Raw genomic sequence first — 15,801 nt, forward strand, 5'->3', positions numbered from 1 at the left:
TGCGCACAGGATGCGCGGCCCTCGCCCGCACAAGATTAGTGCGCGGGACGGATGACGACCAAAAGATCTCCGGCATCCACCTGCTGCGTCTCCGCGATCGCGTGGCGTTCGACGACGCCGTCGACGGGAGCGGTGATGGCCGCCTCCATCTTCATGGCCTCGATGGATGCGACCGGCTCGCCCGCCCGGACGGTCGCCCCGACTTCAGCCTTCAGGGTGACGACACCGGAGAACGGAGCGGCCACCTGGCCGGGAACGGACGTGTCGGCCTTCTCGACCTCGTGCGCATCGACCGTGATGGAGCGGTCGCGCACGAACACCGGACGGAGCTGACCGTTCAGAGTCGTCATGACCGTGCGCATGCCCTTGTCGTCGGCATCGCCGATGGCCTCGAGGCCGACGTACAGTCGCACGCCGCGATCGATCTCGATCCGGTGCTCCTGCCCGGCCACGAGTCCGTACAGGTAGTCGCTCGTGTCGAGCACCGACAGGTCGCCGAACAGCTCACGCCGCTCGGCGAACTCCGCACTGGGTGCGGGGAACAGCAGCGTGTTGAGACGCGTCCGCCGTTCCGCGCTGGTGCCCGCGAGTGCCGCCTCATCGTCCGCGGTGATCGCGGTGAGACCGGTGCGCACCGACCGCCCCGCGAGAACCTTGGTCCGGAAGGGCTCCGGCCATCCGCCAGGAAGATCGCCGAGTTCTCCCGCCATGAAGCCCACGACGGAATCGGGCACGTCGTACTTCTCGGGATTCGCTTCGAAGTCGGCCGGATCCGCCTTCACCGCAGCCAGATGGAGAGCCAGATCGCCGACGACCTTCGACGAGGGCGTCACCTTGGGCACACGGCCGAGGATACGGTCGGCCGCGGCGTACATGTCCTCGATGAGCTCGAAGTCGTCGGCGAGGCCGAGCGCCTTCGCCTGCTGACGGAGGTTCGACAGCTGTCCGCCCGGGATCTCGTGGTGGTAGACGCGCCCCGTGGGACCGGGCAGACCCGACTCGAACGGCGCGTACTGGCGACGCACGGCCTCCCAGTACGGCTCGAGGTCGGAGACGGCGCCGAGGGAGATGCCGCTGTCTCGGTCGGTATGCGCCAGCGCCGCGACGAGGGAGGACAGCGAGGGCTGGCTCGTGGTTCCGGAGAGCGGCGCCGAAGCGGCGTCCACCGCGTCCACACCGGCCGCGCTGGCGGCGAGAAGCGTCGCGAGCTGGCCACCGGGGGTGTCGTGCGTGTGCAGATGCACCGGGAGGTCGAAGCGCTCGCGCAGCGCCGTGACCAGTCGGGCGGCCGCGGCCGGACGCAGCAGGCCCGCCATGTCCTTGATGGCGATGATGTGCGCGCCCGCGTCGACGATCTGGTCCGCGAGGCCCAGGTAGTAGTCGAGGGTGTAGAGGTCCTCCGCAGGGTCGAGCAGATCTCCGGTGTAGCAGAGCGCGACCTCGGCGACCGCGGTACCCGTGTTGCGGACGGCCTCGATCGCCGGACGCATCTGCTCCACATCGTTGAGAGCATCGAAGATGCGGAAGATGTCGACCCCGCTGGCAGCTGCCTCCGCGACGAACGCCTCGGTCACTGCCGTCGGGTACGGCGTGTAGCCGACCGTGTTGCGTCCCCGCAGCAGCATCTGGATCGCGACGTTCGGCAGCGCCGCGCGCAGCCTGTCGAGGCGCTCCCACGGATCTTCGCCGAGGAAGCGCAGCGCGACGTCGTAGGTCGCGCCGCCCCAGGCCTCCACCGAGAGCAGGCCGGGGGTCAGTCGGGCGAGATACGGAGCCGCGGCGACCAGATCCTTCGTGCGGACGCGTGTCGCCAGGAGGGACTGGTGCGCATCGCGGAACGTCGTGTCGGTGATCGCCAGCGCGGTCTGCGCACGCAGGCTGCGGGCGAAGCCCTCCGGTCCGAGCTCGAGGAGCCGCTGGCGCGAACCCGCTGCCGGCTCGGCGCTCAGGTCGACCGTCGGCAGCTTGACGGCCGCGTCGACGACGCCGGGGTGGGCGCCGTGCGGCTTGTTCACCGTGACGTCGACCAGCCAGTTCAGGAGCTTCGTGCCGCGGTCCTTCGAGACGCGACCGCGCAGCAGCTCCGGGCGCTCGTCGATGAACGACGTGCTGACGTCGCCCGCGATGAAGGCGTCGTCCTCCAGGAGCGCCTGGAGGAAGGGGATGTTGGTCGAGACGCCCCGGATGCGGAACTCGGCGAGAGCGCGGCGCGCGCGGGCGACGGCCGCGGGGAAATCCCGCCCCCGGCAGGTGAGCTTCGCCAGCATGGAATCGAAGTGGGGGCTGATCTGCGCGCCCTGGTGCACCGTGCCGCCGTCCAGGCGGATCCCGGCACCACCGGGAGAACGATAGGTCGTGATCTTGCCGGTGTCGGGTCGGAAGCCCTGTGTCGGGTCCTCTGTCGTGATGCGGCACTGCAGTGCGGCTCCCCGCAGGTGCAGGTTCTCCTGCTGCAGGCCGAGGTCGGAGAGGGTCTGACCGGAGGCGATCCGCATCTGGCTCTGCACCAGGTCGACGTCAGTGACCTCTTCCGTCACGGTGTGCTCGACCTGGATGCGCGGGTTCATCTCGATGAAGACGACCTCCCCGGTCCGCTCCCCCGCTGTCTCGAGCAGGAACTCGACCGTCCCGGCGTTCTCGTAGCCGATGGAACGCGCGAACGCGACCGCATAGCCGTGCAGCGCGGTGCGGATGCTGTCGTCGAGGTTCGGCGCCGGAGCGATCTCGACGACCTTCTGATGGCGCCGCTGCACCGAGCAGTCGCGCTCGAACAGATGCACCGTCTCCCCCGTCTTGTCGGCGAGGATCTGCACCTCGATGTGCCGCGGACGCACGACCGCCTGCTCGAGGAACATGCGGGCATCCCCGAACGCGCTGGAGGCCTCGCGCATGGCCTCCGCCAGGGCCGGGGCCAGATCGCCGAACGTCTCGACGCGGCGCATCCCACGCCCGCCGCCGCCCGCGACCGCCTTGGCGAACAGAGGGAACCCGATGTCCTCAGCCTGCGCCACGAGGGCGTCGACGTCGTCCGATGCCTCCGTGGAGCGGAGGACGGGAACACCCGCCTTGATCGCATGGCGCTTCGCCTCGACCTTGTTGCCCGCCATCTCGAGCACGTTCGAGGGCGGGCCGATGAAGACGATGCCGTTCGCCGCGGCCTTCTCCGCCAGCTCGGGGTTCTCGGAGAGGAACCCGTACCCGGGGTAGATCGCATCCGCGCCCGACTCGAGCGCGACGCGGATGATCTCGTCGACGTTCAGGTACGCGCGCACGGGATGCCCGCGCTCACCGATCTCGTAGGCCTCATCGGCTTTGAGTCGATGCACGGAGCCGCGGTCCTCGTGCGGGAACACCGCAACGGTGCGCGCCCCCACTTCGACCGCCGCACGGAAGGCACGGATCGCGATCTCGCCGCGGTTCGCCACAAGGATCTTCTGGAACATGCACACCTCTGGGAGCTCGATGCGCAGCGTTTTCGATGCACATGGGGCGGGGCTGAGTGTTCCCCCAGCCTAGGGGAAGGTAACGTGGTGTCCGTGCACGTACTCAGCGTCAGCTCTCTCAAGGGGGGCGTCGGCAAGACGACCGTGACACTCGGGCTGGCCTCAGCGGCTTTCGCCCGAGGAGTCCGGACTCTCGTCGTCGACCTCGACCCGCAGTCCGACGTCTCCACCGGGATGGACATCCAGGTGGCCGGACGACTCAACATCGCCGACGTCCTGGCGAACCCGAAGGAGAAGGTCGTCCGTCAGGCGATCACCTCCAGCGGCTGGGCGAAGGTGCACCCCGGAACGATCGATGTGCTCATCGGCAGCCCCTCCGCGATCAACTTCGACGGGCCGCACCCCAGCGTCCGCGACGTGTGGAAGCTCGAAGAGGCACTCGCGTCCGTCGAGGCCGACTACGACCTCGTCCTCGTCGACTGCGCGCCCTCGCTGAACGCGCTGACCCGCACGGCCTGGGCGGCGAGCGACCGTGTCATGGTCGTCACCGAACCCGGCCTCTTCTCCGTCGCCGCCGCCGATCGCGCCCTCCGTGCCATCGAAGAGATCCGCCGCGGTCTGTCGCCGCGGCTTCAGCCGCTCGGCATCGTCGTGAACCGTGTGCGCCCGCAGTCCATCGAGCACCAGTTCCGCATCAAGGAGCTGCGCGACATGTTCGGGCCCCTCGTGCTCTCCCCTCAGCTGCCGGAGCGCACGTCGCTGCAGCAGGCTCAGGGCGCTGCCAAGCCTCTGCACATCTGGCCCGGAGACTCCGCTCAGGAACTCGCCGCCGACTTCGATCAGCTGCTCGACCGGATCATCCGCACCGGACGCATCGCCGTCCCCGAGAGCGGCCCCCAGAGCTGACCCTCCCGTCGCGCACAGCGAAACGGCCGTCCTCATCGAGGACGGCCGTTTTCTGTCGGCGCGGGACGCGCGTCAGGCGGAGCGCTTGGTCCGACGAGCGGAGAGCTCATCGACAGGATCGGGAGCGGTCGCGTCGAAAGCGACCAGCGTCGACTCCACCTCGCGGAGGACCTTGCCGACAGCGATGCCGAAAACGCCCTGGCCGCGGCTCACGAGGTCGATGACCTCGTCGTTCGAGGTGCAGAGATAGACCGAGGCGCCATCGCTCATGAGCGTGGTCCCGGCGAGATCACGGATGCCGGCACGGCGCAGTTCTTCGACCGCGGTGCGGATCTGCTGCAGCGAGATGCCCGTGTCGAGGAGGCTCTTCACGAGCTTGAGGACGAGGATGTCGCGGAAGCCGTAGAGACGCTGCGATCCCGAGCCGCTCGCGCCACGGACGGTGGGCTCGACCAGCTCGGTACGCGCCCAGTAGTCCAGCTGACGGTAGGTGATGCCGGCGGCACGAGCGGCGACCGCACCGCGGTAGCCGACCTCGTCATCCATGGCCGGGAGACCGTCCGTGAAGAGGAGTTCGGGTACGAACCGCGGGTCGCCTGTGAGCTCATCCGCATTCATCTGAAATCCTCTCTGGAACGGTTATCTTCCACGGTAGAGCAGTGCCTGGGCACCGGCAATCACATCCGTGGGACGGCGAAGGTGTGTCGCAATCAGTTCGTTACGAAAGCACGCGCGAGAGCGCATCCTTGACGAAGAGCGAGCGCACCTCGTCGATCCGCGTGGCGAGTTCGGGGGCCAGTTCGCTGGCCTTGGCGCGAGAGGTGGCATCCGTCCGACGCAGCAGCGAGGACATGGCGGATTCGATGAGGGCGACCTCGCGCTCCGCCCCCTGACGCAGCGAACGCAGGTGCCGCGGTTCGATGCCATGCCTGTCCAGCGCGACCAGGCCGCGCAGCAGCGTGACGGTCGTCTCCTGGTAGCTCTCCTGGGCGGTGATGACGCCCGTGCTGATCGCATCGTTGAGGAGCTGCGGCCCGGCACCCGCGGCGGCGAGGAGCTCGTCGCGACGGTAGCGCCGCGGCGCGGGTGTGATCGAAGGCGGCGGCAGGAGCGAGGTCGTCTCGCCGCCCGCATCGGCCTCGTCGAGCTGTTCACGGATGACGCTCAAGGGCAGATAGTGATCCCGCTGCAGGGTGAGCCCGAGCCGGAGGCGCTCGATGTCCGCCGCGGAGAACTTGCGGTATCCCGAGTCGGTGCGAGAGGGGCTGACGATGCCCTGCACCTCGAGGAAACGCAGCTTGCTGGAGGTCAGGTCGGGGAATTCCGGGGTGAGCCTCGCGAGCACCTGACCGATACTCAGCAGGCCCGCGGACGCAGAGCGTTCGCGGGCGGGGGAAGCCGCCATCAGGCGTTCGCCGCCCCGCGGTCGTGCGGAGAAGCGAAGAAGTTCAGACGGAACTTTCCGACGCGGAGCTCGGAGCCGTCGACGAGCATGCTGCGGTCGACGCGTTCGCCGTTGACGTAGGTCCCGTTCAAGGAACGCTGATCGATGATCTCGAACGTCGACCCGGTGCGGGTGATCTCCGCGTGACGACGGGAGACGGTCACATCGTCGAAGAAGATGTCGGCCTCGGGGTGACGACCGACGGTCGTCACATCGGTGTCGAGGAGGTAGCGCGCACCGGCGAGAGCGCCGGAACGGACCAGCAGCAGGGCCGATCCTGCGGGCAGAGCCGCGATCGCGCTCTGCTCGACATCGGTGAGTTCCACCCCGAACGGCACGAACGACAGATCGGAATCATGTCCGAACGTCTGCGTAACGTCGTGTCTCTGCTCACCGGAACGGTGGATAGCGGCTTCTCCGGCCGGTCGGCTGTCGCTGTCAGTCACTGTGCCCTCCTGGTTGTCCAGACTAACGGATGCCGAGCCGCTCGCGGGAGGCCGCTTTCATACTCAGCCATCGCATACCGGGTATTCATAGGGTGGAGTCGTGAAGACCACAGCCCTGCGCCGCCCAGCCGCTCCGATCGCCGTCGCCGCGACACTGCTCGCCGCGTTCCTCGTCCTCCTCTCCCCTCTCTCCGCCTCGGCCCACGACGCCCTCGTGTCGTCGTCACCGGCGGCCGACGAGTCGGTCGAGGTCGTTCCCGCCGAGCTGACGCTCACCTTCAGCGCGAAGCTGATCGGCGGTGAGGGCGCCACCGAGGTGGTGGTGACCGACCCGGACGGCAACCCGGTCACCGACGGCGCGGCGACGGTCGACGGCGCGATCGTCACCCAGCCGCTGCGGGGGTCGGGACCCGCCGGCGCCTATCACGTGATCTGGAAGGTCGTCTCCAGCGACGGGCACCCCACGTCCGGCGAGTACACCTTCACCGTGACCGTCGGCGACGGCGAAGCCACCGAGCAGCCCAGCACCGCGCCGACGACGACTGCACCCACCACGGAGCAGACCGCCGCACCCGCACCCAGCGACACGCCGGCTCCCGCCGACGCCGACTCCGGCCCCGGCGCATCCGCATGGATCTGGGGGATCTCGATCGGGGGCATCCTCGTGATCGTGGCGCTGATGCTCTGGTACAGCATGCGCGGGCAGAAGACCCCTCCGGCAACCGATTCCGACCCGTCCTCCGAGCGATAGGCTTAAGGCATGCCACATTACGACGTCGTCATCCTTGGTGCAGGTCCTGGCGGATACGTCGCTGCGGTTCGCAGCGCGCAGCTCGGTCTCTCCACCGCCATCATCGAGGAGAAGTACTGGGGCGGTGTCTGCCTCAACGTCGGCTGCATCCCCTCCAAAGCGCTCCTGAAGAACGCGGAGCTCGCACACACCCTGAACCACAAGGCGGAGTTCTTCGGGATCTCCGGCGAGTTCACGATCGACTTCGGCAAGGCGTTCGACCGCAGCCGCGAGGTCGCGGAGGGCCGCGTCAAGGGCATCCACTTCCTGATGAAGAAGAACAAGGTGACCGAGTACAACGGTCGCGGCACCTTCACCGGCCCCAAGGCGATCTCGGTCGCCAAGGCGGACGGCTCCACCGAAGAGGTCACGTTCGACAACGTCATCATCGCCACCGGCTCTCGGGTCCGTCTCCTTCCGGGCGTGACGCTCAGCGAGAACGTCGTGACCTACGAAGAGCAGATCATGACCCGCGAGCTGCCGGAGTCGATCGTCATCGTCGGCGCGGGCGCCATCGGCATGGAGTTCGCGTACGTCCTGACGAACTACGGCGTCAAGGTCACCATCATCGAGTTCCTCGACCGTGCGCTCCCCAACGAGGACGCAGACGTGTCGAAGGAGATCACGAAGCAGTACAAGAACTACGGCGTCGACATCCTCACTTCCACCAAGGTCGAGTCCGTCGTCGACAACGGCTCCTCCGTGACCGTCACCTACACCGGCAAGGACGGGCAGCAGTCGTCGATCGACGCCGGCAAGGTGCTCATGTCGGTCGGGTTCGCCCCGAACGTCGAGGGCTTCGGTCTCGAGAACACCGGCGTGAAGCTGACCGAGCGCGGCGCGATCGACATCGACGACCACATGCGCACCAACGTCGAGGGCATCTACGCGATCGGCGATGTGACCGCCAAGCTGCAGCTCGCCCACGTGGCCGAGGCGCAGGGCGTCGTGGCCGCCGAGACCATCGGCGGCGCGGAGACCCAGACGCTCGGCGACTACCGCATGATGCCGCGCGCGACGTTCTGCTCGCCGCAGGTCGCCTCGTTCGGTCTCACCGAACAGCAGGCCAAGGATGAAGGGCGCGAGATCAAGGTCGCGACCTTCCCGTTCATGGCCAACGGAAAGGCGCACGGCCTGGGCGAGCCGGTCGGCTTCGTCAAGCTGATCGCCGACGCCGAGCACCTCGAGCTCATCGGCGCCCACATGATCGGACCCGACGTCTCGGAGCTCCTGCCGGAGCTGACGCTGGCGCAGAAGTGGGACCTCACGGCTCTGGAGCTTGCCCGCAACGTGCACACGCACCCGACGCTGTCGGAGGCGCTGCAGGAGGGCTTCCACGGCCTCGCCGGCCACATGATCAACTTCTGATCGAGACTCCTCACGAGGGCCCGGTCCGCTGCGGCGGACCGGGCCCTCGTGCGTCTGCGGCCCCGATCAGAGGCCGCGCATCGTGAGGAGCCCCGCCGTCCATCCACGCAGAGGCGCCGACCCGAGTGCGCGCACCAGCAGTTCCCTGCTGCGCACGACCGCGCCGGGCGCCGGAGCACCCATCGACATGTAGAACGCGGAGCGGCGCTGCGCGCGCGCAGCCGACCGGCGCACCCGCCGGTCGTACGTCGCGAGATCCGGAGTCCCCTTCGGCAGCGATCGCACGATCTCGGCTGCGAGACGCACGGCATCCGCCCAGCCGAGGTTCATGCCCTGCCCGCCGATCGGGCTGATCTCATGCGCGGCATCGCCGAGCAGCACCACGCGCCCCCGGTGCACCCGGGTCGCCCCGTGCTGAGCGGCGACGAAAGAGGTCGGCACCGCCCCGGGCGGGAGGTCGATGCGGATCCCCGTGCGCTCCTCGATCGCGGTGCCGAAGCCGTCGGCGGTGCGGATCTCTCGCACGCCCTCTCGCACGACCCACCGCCGCCGACCCCCGGGCAAGGGGAACGACTCGACGAGGCCGCCCGACTCGAGGTGCAGGACCGCCCGCACCCCGGGCGCGGCATCCACCACATCGAGCATCGAGTACGAGGCCCGTCCCGCCCGGCGGCGCCACCCGGCGTCGAGATCGCCGCGGAGACCGCTCCGGACGCCATCCGCGACGACCACGACCGACGCCGTGTGCTCGCGACGTCCGTTCGCGCTCTCCGCCACGACCCGCACGGCGTCACCGTCATCCCGCACCTCCCGCACGGTGCATCCGGCGATCAGGGTGTCGGCGGCGAGCGTCCGCAGACGCGCGCGGAGCAGGGCGGCGGTCCGCGGCTGCGGAAGTATCAGGACCGGGCGCTCCGGCGCGAAGGTCAGCGTCGCGACGGTCCGGCGTCGACTCCGCACCTCTCCGCCCTCCAGGCGCAGCGCCTCCGCCCGCACATCGGCACCGATCCCGGCGGCATCCAGCGCATCGATCCCCGGCCGGTGGATGCCGATCGCCCTGGTCCGGTCGTCGGCGTCCGTGCGGCGCTCGCACACGACCGCCCGCACCCCTTCCTGACGCAGCAGACACGCCAGCAGCAGACCGACCGGGCCCGCGCCGACGATCAGCACCTCATGGTCGGGCACGATCCCTCTCCCATCGCAGTTCCAGACGGGCCGGCACACCCCCGCGGACGAGCCAGCCGGCGGGGGCGATCGTCGCGAGCTCGGAGACCGTGTACGAGCGGCGGATGCTGATGAGGCCGTCCTCGCGGATGAACGAGTCCGCGAGGAGAGTCCCGGAGATCGGCCAGGTGGCCACGGCGAAGAGCGCATGGGCGGTGCGGCTCCGGGCGATGTCGTGGTGCGACACCAGTCCACCGGGCGCGACGAGCCGCACGGAGTCGCCGAGCACGACCTGCAGCTCGGCGTCGTCAAGGTGGTGCAGCACGTGGTTGGACAGCACGACGTCGAACGTCTCCCCCGCCGCCACCAGGTCGCTGGTCAGCGCACGGCGATAGCGGATGCCGGCCCCGCGGTCGTGCGCTGACGCCCACCGGATCGCGCGATCGTCGGCATCGAGCGCGGTGATGTCGGCCTCGAGTCCGTCGCGTCGCAGCCGCTGGGCCAGCAGACGGCAGAGGTCGCCTCCGCCCGCACCGACGTCGAGGATCCGCAGCCGACCAGCCCGATCCGCCCGGGGACGGATATCACGGCGATAGAGCATTCCCGGCCGGGAGACCAACGCATTCACGAGGCCGAACCGCCCATAGGTCCGCGCCAGCAGCCGTGCGTCGGCATGCGGATCGTCCATCAGTTCGAGGGTGTCGACTTCGCGTGCGGAGAGAGCCCGGCTCATGACCGATGCGGCCCGACGACGGTCATCAGCGCGCTCTCCGCCGTCAGCCCCGGACCGAATGCCATCGCGGAGACCCTCTCCCCAGCCTCGGCCCCCTCCTCCTCCAGGATGCGCTTGAGGACGAACAGCACCGTGGCGCTGGACATGTTGCCGTTCTCCCGCAGCACCTCCCTGGCCGGATGCAGCTGCGCGTCGCTGAGCCGCATCCGCTCCTGCACCTTGTCGAGGATGCTGCGCCCGCCGGGATGGATGGCCCAGTGCTGCACCGCCGCTCCCACCCTCTCGTCCGCGAAGGCTGCAGCCAGGTCGTCCTCCGCGGCGTACAGGGGACGCAGCGCATCGATGATCGTCTCGCCGATGATCTGCGGAACGGCGGTGGAGAGGATCATCTCGAAGCCGGTGTCGCCGATCGTCCAGGCCATGTCCTTCTCGCCCTCCGGCGCGATCGCGGTGTGGAAGCGGTCCAGGCGCAGCCCGGTCGAGGGAGAGGGAAGATCGCGCGCCGTGACGATTCCGGCGGCCGCGCCATCGGCGAACAGGGACGAGGCGACGATCGTGTCGAGGTTCTCCGAGGAACGCAGATGCAGCGTGCACAGCTCGACGCTCACGACCAGGACGACCGCGTTCTCGTCCGCCGCGCAGAACTGGCTCGCCGCGCGCAGCGCCGGCATCGAGGCGTAGCAGCCCATGAAGCCGAGGTGGAAGCGCTGCACCGCGTCGGACAGTCCGAGCGCACGCACGATCTCGTACTCCGGCCCCGGGGCGTGGAACCCGGTGCAGGAGACCGTGATGACGTGCGTCACATCGGCGGGCTCGAGGTCGGGGTCCGCGTCGATCGATCGTCGCGCGGCCTCGATGAAGAGCTTCGCGGCCTCCCGGGCGTAGAGGTCGTTGCGTGCTTTCGTGCCGGGGGCGAGCAGCCTCCCCGTCCGCCGGTCGAAGAAGACGGGATCGGTCGTGTCGGAATCCAGCGAGAGCTCATCGATCACGGTGTGCCGGGTGTCGATGCCCGAGACGTTGAACGATGTCGAGACGATGCGCTGAGCCAGCCTTCCCAGGTCGGGCTGCTGCGCGAACACGTCACGCACCTGCTCCTGGACGAGAACGGTGTCGGGGACGATCGTCTGCAGCGATCGAAGCACAGGCGGTCGGCTCATGGTGTCACTCAAGCACTGCGCACCGCCCCGGGGGAAGGGGTTGCGCGCGACCGCGGTCTCGCCTAGAAGCCGAGTGCGCGAGCGAGCTTCGAGCCGGACGCCGATTCACGGCCCCCGGCTGCGAGGACCGCCTGCTCCACGGCGTCGAAGAACGCGGCGCGTCCCGCGTCATCGGACGGCGCGGCGGGGCCGAGCTCCATCTCCCATTCACGCCATTCGCGCCGTATGTTCTGCCGCAGGTCGGTCGCCCGCACCCGGTCGTCGACGAACTCGGCGACGACCCCGTCCGGGCCGGTGAGCAGATAGGCGGTGCGGTCGTTCTCGATGCGGGCGAGCGGGGTGAGCGGTGCGCTCGTCCACTCGGAGACGGTGGCGGCGACGGCGGACGGGAGCTGGTCGCCGTCACCCAGCGGCCAGCCGAGCTCGAGTCGTCCGTCGCCCTGCCGGGGTCCCTTCACATGCCAGCCCTCATCGGGGCCGCCGGTGCGACGACGCAGAGCGACCCCCGCCCGCGAGAGCTCACCCTCCGCGGTGTCGAAGTACCGGGCGTCGAGTATGCGGGCCTCGCCGGAGCTGACGGCATCGACGCCGGGGATCGCCTCCCACCGCGGCAACGGCGTCTCGAGATCGACGTCGTACTTGCGCTCGACCTCGACCGTGCGGGACGGCTCAGTCATCGTCGAGCGTGAGGTCCTCGAGAGACTCTTCGAACCAGTAGTCGACCTCGGTGGGTCCATCGTCGGGGCCGGTGTTCTGCGGACCGCCTCGGCGGTTGTACACCACCTGGGTCTCGCTGTAAGGGACGATCAGCTTGTCGTCCGCGTCGCCGAGAGGGATGATCTGCCCGTCGAGCGGGCCGCCGTGAAGTCGCGCGAGTGCCATGTGCCTCAGGGTAGACCCGTCGTCACGGTATCGGTGCGAGGCGTGCGGATTCACCCGAGGACGACACCGATCAGGGCACCGGCGATCATCCACGGCCCGAAGGCGACGCGAGTGGATCCGTCGGCTCTTCGCAGCACGATGAGCACGAGTGCGTACATGGCCCCCAGCACGAAGGCCGATGCCGCGCCGATCGCGAGCGCCTGCCAGCCGTGCCAGCCCAGCACGAGGCCGATGACGGCGGCGAGCTTCACGTCTCCCCCGCCCATTCCCGCGCGGCTGATCGCCCGCAGCATCGCATAGAAGCCACCGAGGATCACCATGCCGAGGAGGGCGCGGATCGACGCCGCCGTCTGCCCCGCGGCGAGCGCGTCGATCCCGATGAGCACGAGCAGCGAGCCGAGCGTCGGCAGCACGATGCGATTCGGGAGGCGATGCGTGCGGGCGTCGATCACGATCAGCCATGCCCCGACGCCGACCAGCGCGACGTGCACGAGAGCGATGAGGGCGAGCCGCATGTCCATCCCCGCAGGGTAGAAGATCGGCGAAGCGCGTTCCGACCCCCTGTGGACAACCCTGGGCGATGTCCGATGTACGAACTATCGTCATTCACACGACTTGGTATATTAGAATATATCTTCGAGAAAGGATGCAGGGTGATCGGGCTCGATGCAGTCGCCTCGCTCTCTCCGGCGGGCGACTCCCGCGCAGGAGAAGTGCTGCGACTGCGCCGCGAGATCAGCCGGATGCAGCGGCGTCGCAGCGAGCACTCTCTGCTCCCGCTCGATCCCGCCTTCTCGGCCCTCCTGCCGGAAGAAGGCCTGCAGACCGGCACCTCGTACACCGTCTCCCCCTCGCCGAGCCTCGTGCTCGCACTGCTCAGTGCGGCATCGCAGAAGGGACTCTGGTGCGCCGTGGTCGGCATGCCGACGCTCGGCATCGAAGCGGCCGCGGCGTTCGGCATCGACCTCGCACGCCTGATCCTCGTGCCCTCCCCCGGAGACCGCTGGCTCGCGGCCACCTCCGCCCTGGCCGAGGTGGTGCCCCTGATCGTCGTCGCCCCCGGCACACGGGCACGAGACGCCGATGTCGCCCGGCTGAGCGCGCGTCTGCGTGACCGCGGATGCACGCTCCTGGTCACCGAGTCGCCCGGCGCCGAGCGCTGGCCCCAGAGCGAGGGGACGATACGCCTTCACGACCCGCATTGGCACGGCCTCGGCGCCGGCTGGGGGCTGCTCTCCGACTGCACGGTGACGGTGACGGCCCAGACGCGGCACAGTCCGCGCCCGTCGAGCGTACGCGTGCATCTGCCGGGAGGACACGGCGCCATCGAGGCCGTCGGAGCCGAGCTCACCGCGCTGCCCCCGCTCTTCTCGGAGACCGCGGTTCCGGGCGAGTCCGCACCGCCGGAGCTCCTGCGATGGGCGGAAGCCGGATGAACAGCCCGCTCCGCGTGCTCGTGCTGTGGTTCCCCGACTGGCCGATGCGGGCGGCCCTCGGCAGCGCACCCCCGCATCCGCCCACCGCTCTGGTGCAGGCGAACACGATCGTCGCCTGCACCGCATCCGCCCGGGAGCACGGCGTGCGCACCGGACAGCGTCGCCGCGTCGCGCAGGGACACCTCTCCTCGCTGCGAGTGCTCCCCCACGACCCCGACCGAGACGAACGCGCCTTCCTCCCCGTGCTGCACCTCATAGAGAAGCATGCCCCCGGGGTCACGCTGCTGCGCCCTGGACTCGCGATCCTCCGCGCCCGGGGCATCTCCCGCTATCACGGAGGGGAGGCGGAGGCGGCCGAGGCACTCATCGGCGTCCTCGCGGAGGCCGGATTCCCCGAGGTGCGCGTCGGTGTCGCCGACGGCCCGTTCACCGCCGAGATCGCCGCGCGGGGCTCCACCGCCTGCACCGTCGTGCCGCCGGGCCGAGCTCGGGAGTTCCTGGCCCCGTACCCCGTGCAGGTGCTGCGCGACGAGCAGATCGCCGCCCTTCTCATCCGGCTCGGAGTGCGCACCCTCGGCGAGTTCACCGCCCTCGCCCCGCTCGACGTGCGCGACCGCTTCGGCGAGCACGGCGCGCGCCTGCACGCACTCGCCGCGGGCGCCGACTCCCGCCCGCTGACGCCGCGCCCGCCCGATCCGGAGCTGGTGCGCAGCATCGAGTTCGACTCCCCGCTGGGGGGAACGGATCAAGTGGCCTTCGCGGTGCGGCAGACGGCGGATGCGGTGATCCTCGCTCTCGGGGACGCCTCACTCGTCTGCACGGAGGTGCGGATCGATCTGACCGACGACAACGGCGTGGTCTTCTCCCGCTCCTGGCTGCATCCGACGTGCTTCGACGCCTCCGACCTCGTCGACCGGGTGCGCTGGCAGCTGGAGGCCCTGGCCGCGCAGTCCGCGAAGGATCCGGTCGACGAGGCACGGGCGTTCGGGGGCATCGTGGCGGTGCGCATCGTCCCCGCCGCCGTCGACGATGCCGCGCATCATCAGCCGGGACTGTTCGGATCCGGCACCGATGAGCGCCTGCACCACGCGGTCTCGCGCGTGCAGACCATGCTGGGCCATCAGGGCGTGCTCACCGCCGCCGTCGCGGGCGGGCGCTGGCTCGCCGACCGCCAGGTGCTCACCCCCTGGGGAGAGCGCGCGGTCCCCCCGCGCGACCCCGGCTCCCCCTGGCCGGGAAGCCTGCCCGATCCGCTGCCCGCCGAGGTGTTCCTGCCCCCGCGCCCCATCGGCGTGCTCGCCGCGGACGAGAGCATGATCAGCGTCGATGAGCGCGGAGCGCTCTCGAGCGATCCCGCCCGCATCGACGGGGCGGCCGTCCAGGCGTGGGCGGGCCCCTGGCCGGTGCACGAACGTCGCTGGACGGCCGGCGGCGGGAAGAGAGGGCATCGGCTGCAGATCGTCGACGACCACGATCGCGCCTGGCTGGTCTTCCACACCGGCGAGCGCTGGTGGGCCGAGGGGAGGTATCGCTGATGGGCTGGCACAACCCACCGTTGTCCTGGAACGAGCTGGAGCGCACCCTCAGCGGCGAGGAGTCCCCTCCGATGCCGCCAGGCTCCGAGCCCAGGGGGCAGCGGACGGATCCGGGGCCGGTGAGTCATCGCCGCAAGCGCACTCCTCCCCCTGCCGTTCCCCGCCCCGAGGATGCGGTCCCCTACGCCGAGCTGCACGCCCACTCGTCGTATTCGTTCCTCGACGGCGCCTCCTCCCCCGAAGATCTTCTCGTCGAGGCCGACCGTCTCGGCCTGACCGCCCTCGCCCTCACCGACCACGACGGCTTCTACGGCGCCGCACGCTTCGCCGAGGTGGCCGATCTCATGAAGAGCCCGCTGCAGACGGTGTTCGGAGCAGAGCTCTCCCTCGACCTGCCCGCACCCCAGCGGGGTTCCGCCGATCCCGCGGGCGAGCATCTGCTGGTCCTGGCCCGCGGGATGGAGGGGTACCACCGGCTCTCGGGGGCTATCACCGCG

The 15,801-nt window shown here is 69.7% G+C and carries 16 protein-coding genes; 6 read left to right on the top strand and 10 right to left on the bottom strand.

What is annotated here, in order from left to right:
* Window positions 1-35: 35 nt before the first annotated feature.
* On the bottom strand, window positions 36-3,443 hold the full coding sequence (locus CQ042_RS17220; protein WP_105671678.1) for a pyruvate carboxylase: 3,408 nt from the start codon (window positions 3,441-3,443) through the stop codon (window positions 36-38).
* A gap of 93 nt (window positions 3,444-3,536) precedes the next feature.
* Here CQ042_RS17220 and CQ042_RS17225 point away from each other — a divergent pair, with 93 nt between their 5' ends.
* The gene (locus CQ042_RS17225; protein WP_105671693.1) at window positions 3,537-4,349 is read left to right on the top strand and encodes a ParA family protein; all 813 of its coding nucleotides are present in this window, start codon (window positions 3,537-3,539) and stop codon (window positions 4,347-4,349) included.
* 72 nt (window positions 4,350-4,421) lie between these two features.
* Here the strand turns inward: CQ042_RS17225 and CQ042_RS17230 are convergent, their stop codons facing one another.
* From CQ042_RS17230 to CQ042_RS17240, 3 genes are all read right to left on the bottom strand, one after another.
* Window positions 4,422-4,967, bottom strand: a complete 546-nt coding sequence (locus CQ042_RS17230; protein WP_021199318.1) for a MerR family transcriptional regulator — start codon at window positions 4,965-4,967, stop codon at window positions 4,422-4,424.
* Between the two features lie 100 nt (window positions 4,968-5,067).
* On the bottom strand, window positions 5,068-5,754 hold the full coding sequence (locus CQ042_RS17235; RefSeq protein WP_105671679.1) for a MerR family transcriptional regulator: 687 nt from the start codon (window positions 5,752-5,754) through the stop codon (window positions 5,068-5,070).
* Complete coding sequence (locus tag CQ042_RS17240) at window positions 5,754-6,239, bottom strand: FHA domain-containing protein (RefSeq protein WP_105671680.1); 486 nt, start codon at window positions 6,237-6,239, stop codon at window positions 5,754-5,756. The genes CQ042_RS17235 and CQ042_RS17240 overlap by 1 nt, the downstream gene beginning before the upstream one ends.
* 100 nt (window positions 6,240-6,339) lie before the next feature.
* Here CQ042_RS17240 and CQ042_RS17245 point away from each other — a divergent pair, with 100 nt between their 5' ends.
* Window positions 6,340-6,990, top strand: coding sequence for a copper resistance CopC family protein (locus tag CQ042_RS17245; protein WP_105671681.1), 651 nt, complete (start codon window positions 6,340-6,342; stop codon window positions 6,988-6,990).
* 9 nt (window positions 6,991-6,999) lie between these two features.
* Window positions 7,000-8,397: a dihydrolipoyl dehydrogenase gene (gene lpdA / locus CQ042_RS17250; RefSeq protein WP_105671682.1), complete on the top strand. Its 1,398-nt coding sequence runs from the start codon at window positions 7,000-7,002 to the stop codon at window positions 8,395-8,397.
* Window positions 8,398-8,463: 66 nt separating this feature from the next.
* Here the strand turns inward: lpdA and CQ042_RS17255 are convergent, their stop codons facing one another.
* From CQ042_RS17255 to CQ042_RS17280, 6 genes are all read right to left on the bottom strand, one after another.
* Window positions 8,464-9,582, bottom strand: coding sequence for an NAD(P)/FAD-dependent oxidoreductase (locus CQ042_RS17255; protein WP_181157610.1), 1,119 nt, complete (start codon window positions 9,580-9,582; stop codon window positions 8,464-8,466).
* The gene (locus CQ042_RS17260; RefSeq protein WP_258132303.1) at window positions 9,569-10,249 is read right to left on the bottom strand and encodes a methyltransferase domain-containing protein; all 681 of its coding nucleotides are present in this window, start codon (window positions 10,247-10,249) and stop codon (window positions 9,569-9,571) included. Before CQ042_RS17260 ends, CQ042_RS17255 begins: the two co-directional genes overlap by 14 nt.
* A gap of 41 nt (window positions 10,250-10,290) precedes the next feature.
* Complete coding sequence (locus CQ042_RS17265) at window positions 10,291-11,451, bottom strand: type III polyketide synthase (RefSeq protein ID WP_258132305.1); 1,161 nt, start codon at window positions 11,449-11,451, stop codon at window positions 10,291-10,293.
* 62 nt (window positions 11,452-11,513) lie between these two features.
* Window positions 11,514-12,128 carry a CYTH domain-containing protein gene (locus CQ042_RS17270; protein WP_105671686.1) on the bottom strand — a complete coding sequence of 205 codons (615 nt, stop codon included), beginning with the start codon at window positions 12,126-12,128 and terminating at the stop codon, window positions 11,514-11,516.
* Window positions 12,121-12,333 carry a hypothetical protein gene (locus CQ042_RS17275; protein ID WP_047521915.1) on the bottom strand — a complete coding sequence of 71 codons (213 nt, stop codon included), beginning with the start codon at window positions 12,331-12,333 and terminating at the stop codon, window positions 12,121-12,123. Before CQ042_RS17275 ends, CQ042_RS17270 begins: the two co-directional genes overlap by 8 nt.
* Before the next feature lie 50 nt (window positions 12,334-12,383).
* On the bottom strand, window positions 12,384-12,854 hold the full coding sequence (locus CQ042_RS17280; protein ID WP_105671687.1) for an A24 family peptidase: 471 nt from the start codon (window positions 12,852-12,854) through the stop codon (window positions 12,384-12,386).
* A 132-nt stretch (window positions 12,855-12,986) separates the two neighbouring features.
* On the opposite strand from CQ042_RS17280, the gene CQ042_RS17285 reads away from it, so the two are divergent.
* The 3 genes from CQ042_RS17285 to CQ042_RS17295 form a co-directional block, all read left to right on the top strand.
* On the top strand, window positions 12,987-13,769 hold the full coding sequence (locus CQ042_RS17285) for a hypothetical protein (RefSeq protein WP_105671688.1): 783 nt from the start codon (window positions 12,987-12,989) through the stop codon (window positions 13,767-13,769).
* A complete protein-coding gene (locus CQ042_RS17290) occupies window positions 13,766-15,304 on the top strand; it encodes a DNA polymerase Y family protein (RefSeq protein ID WP_105671689.1) in 1,539 nt (512 codons plus the stop codon). The genes CQ042_RS17285 and CQ042_RS17290 overlap by 4 nt, the downstream gene beginning before the upstream one ends.
* Window positions 15,304-15,801: PHP domain-containing protein (locus CQ042_RS17295; protein WP_258132306.1), on the top strand; the 498-nt coding region annotated here is incomplete at its 3' end. The genes CQ042_RS17290 and CQ042_RS17295, both read left to right, overlap by 1 nt.

This window comes from Microbacterium sp. MYb62, assembly GCF_002979475.1.
Classification (GTDB): domain Bacteria; phylum Actinomycetota; class Actinomycetes; order Actinomycetales; family Microbacteriaceae; genus Microbacterium.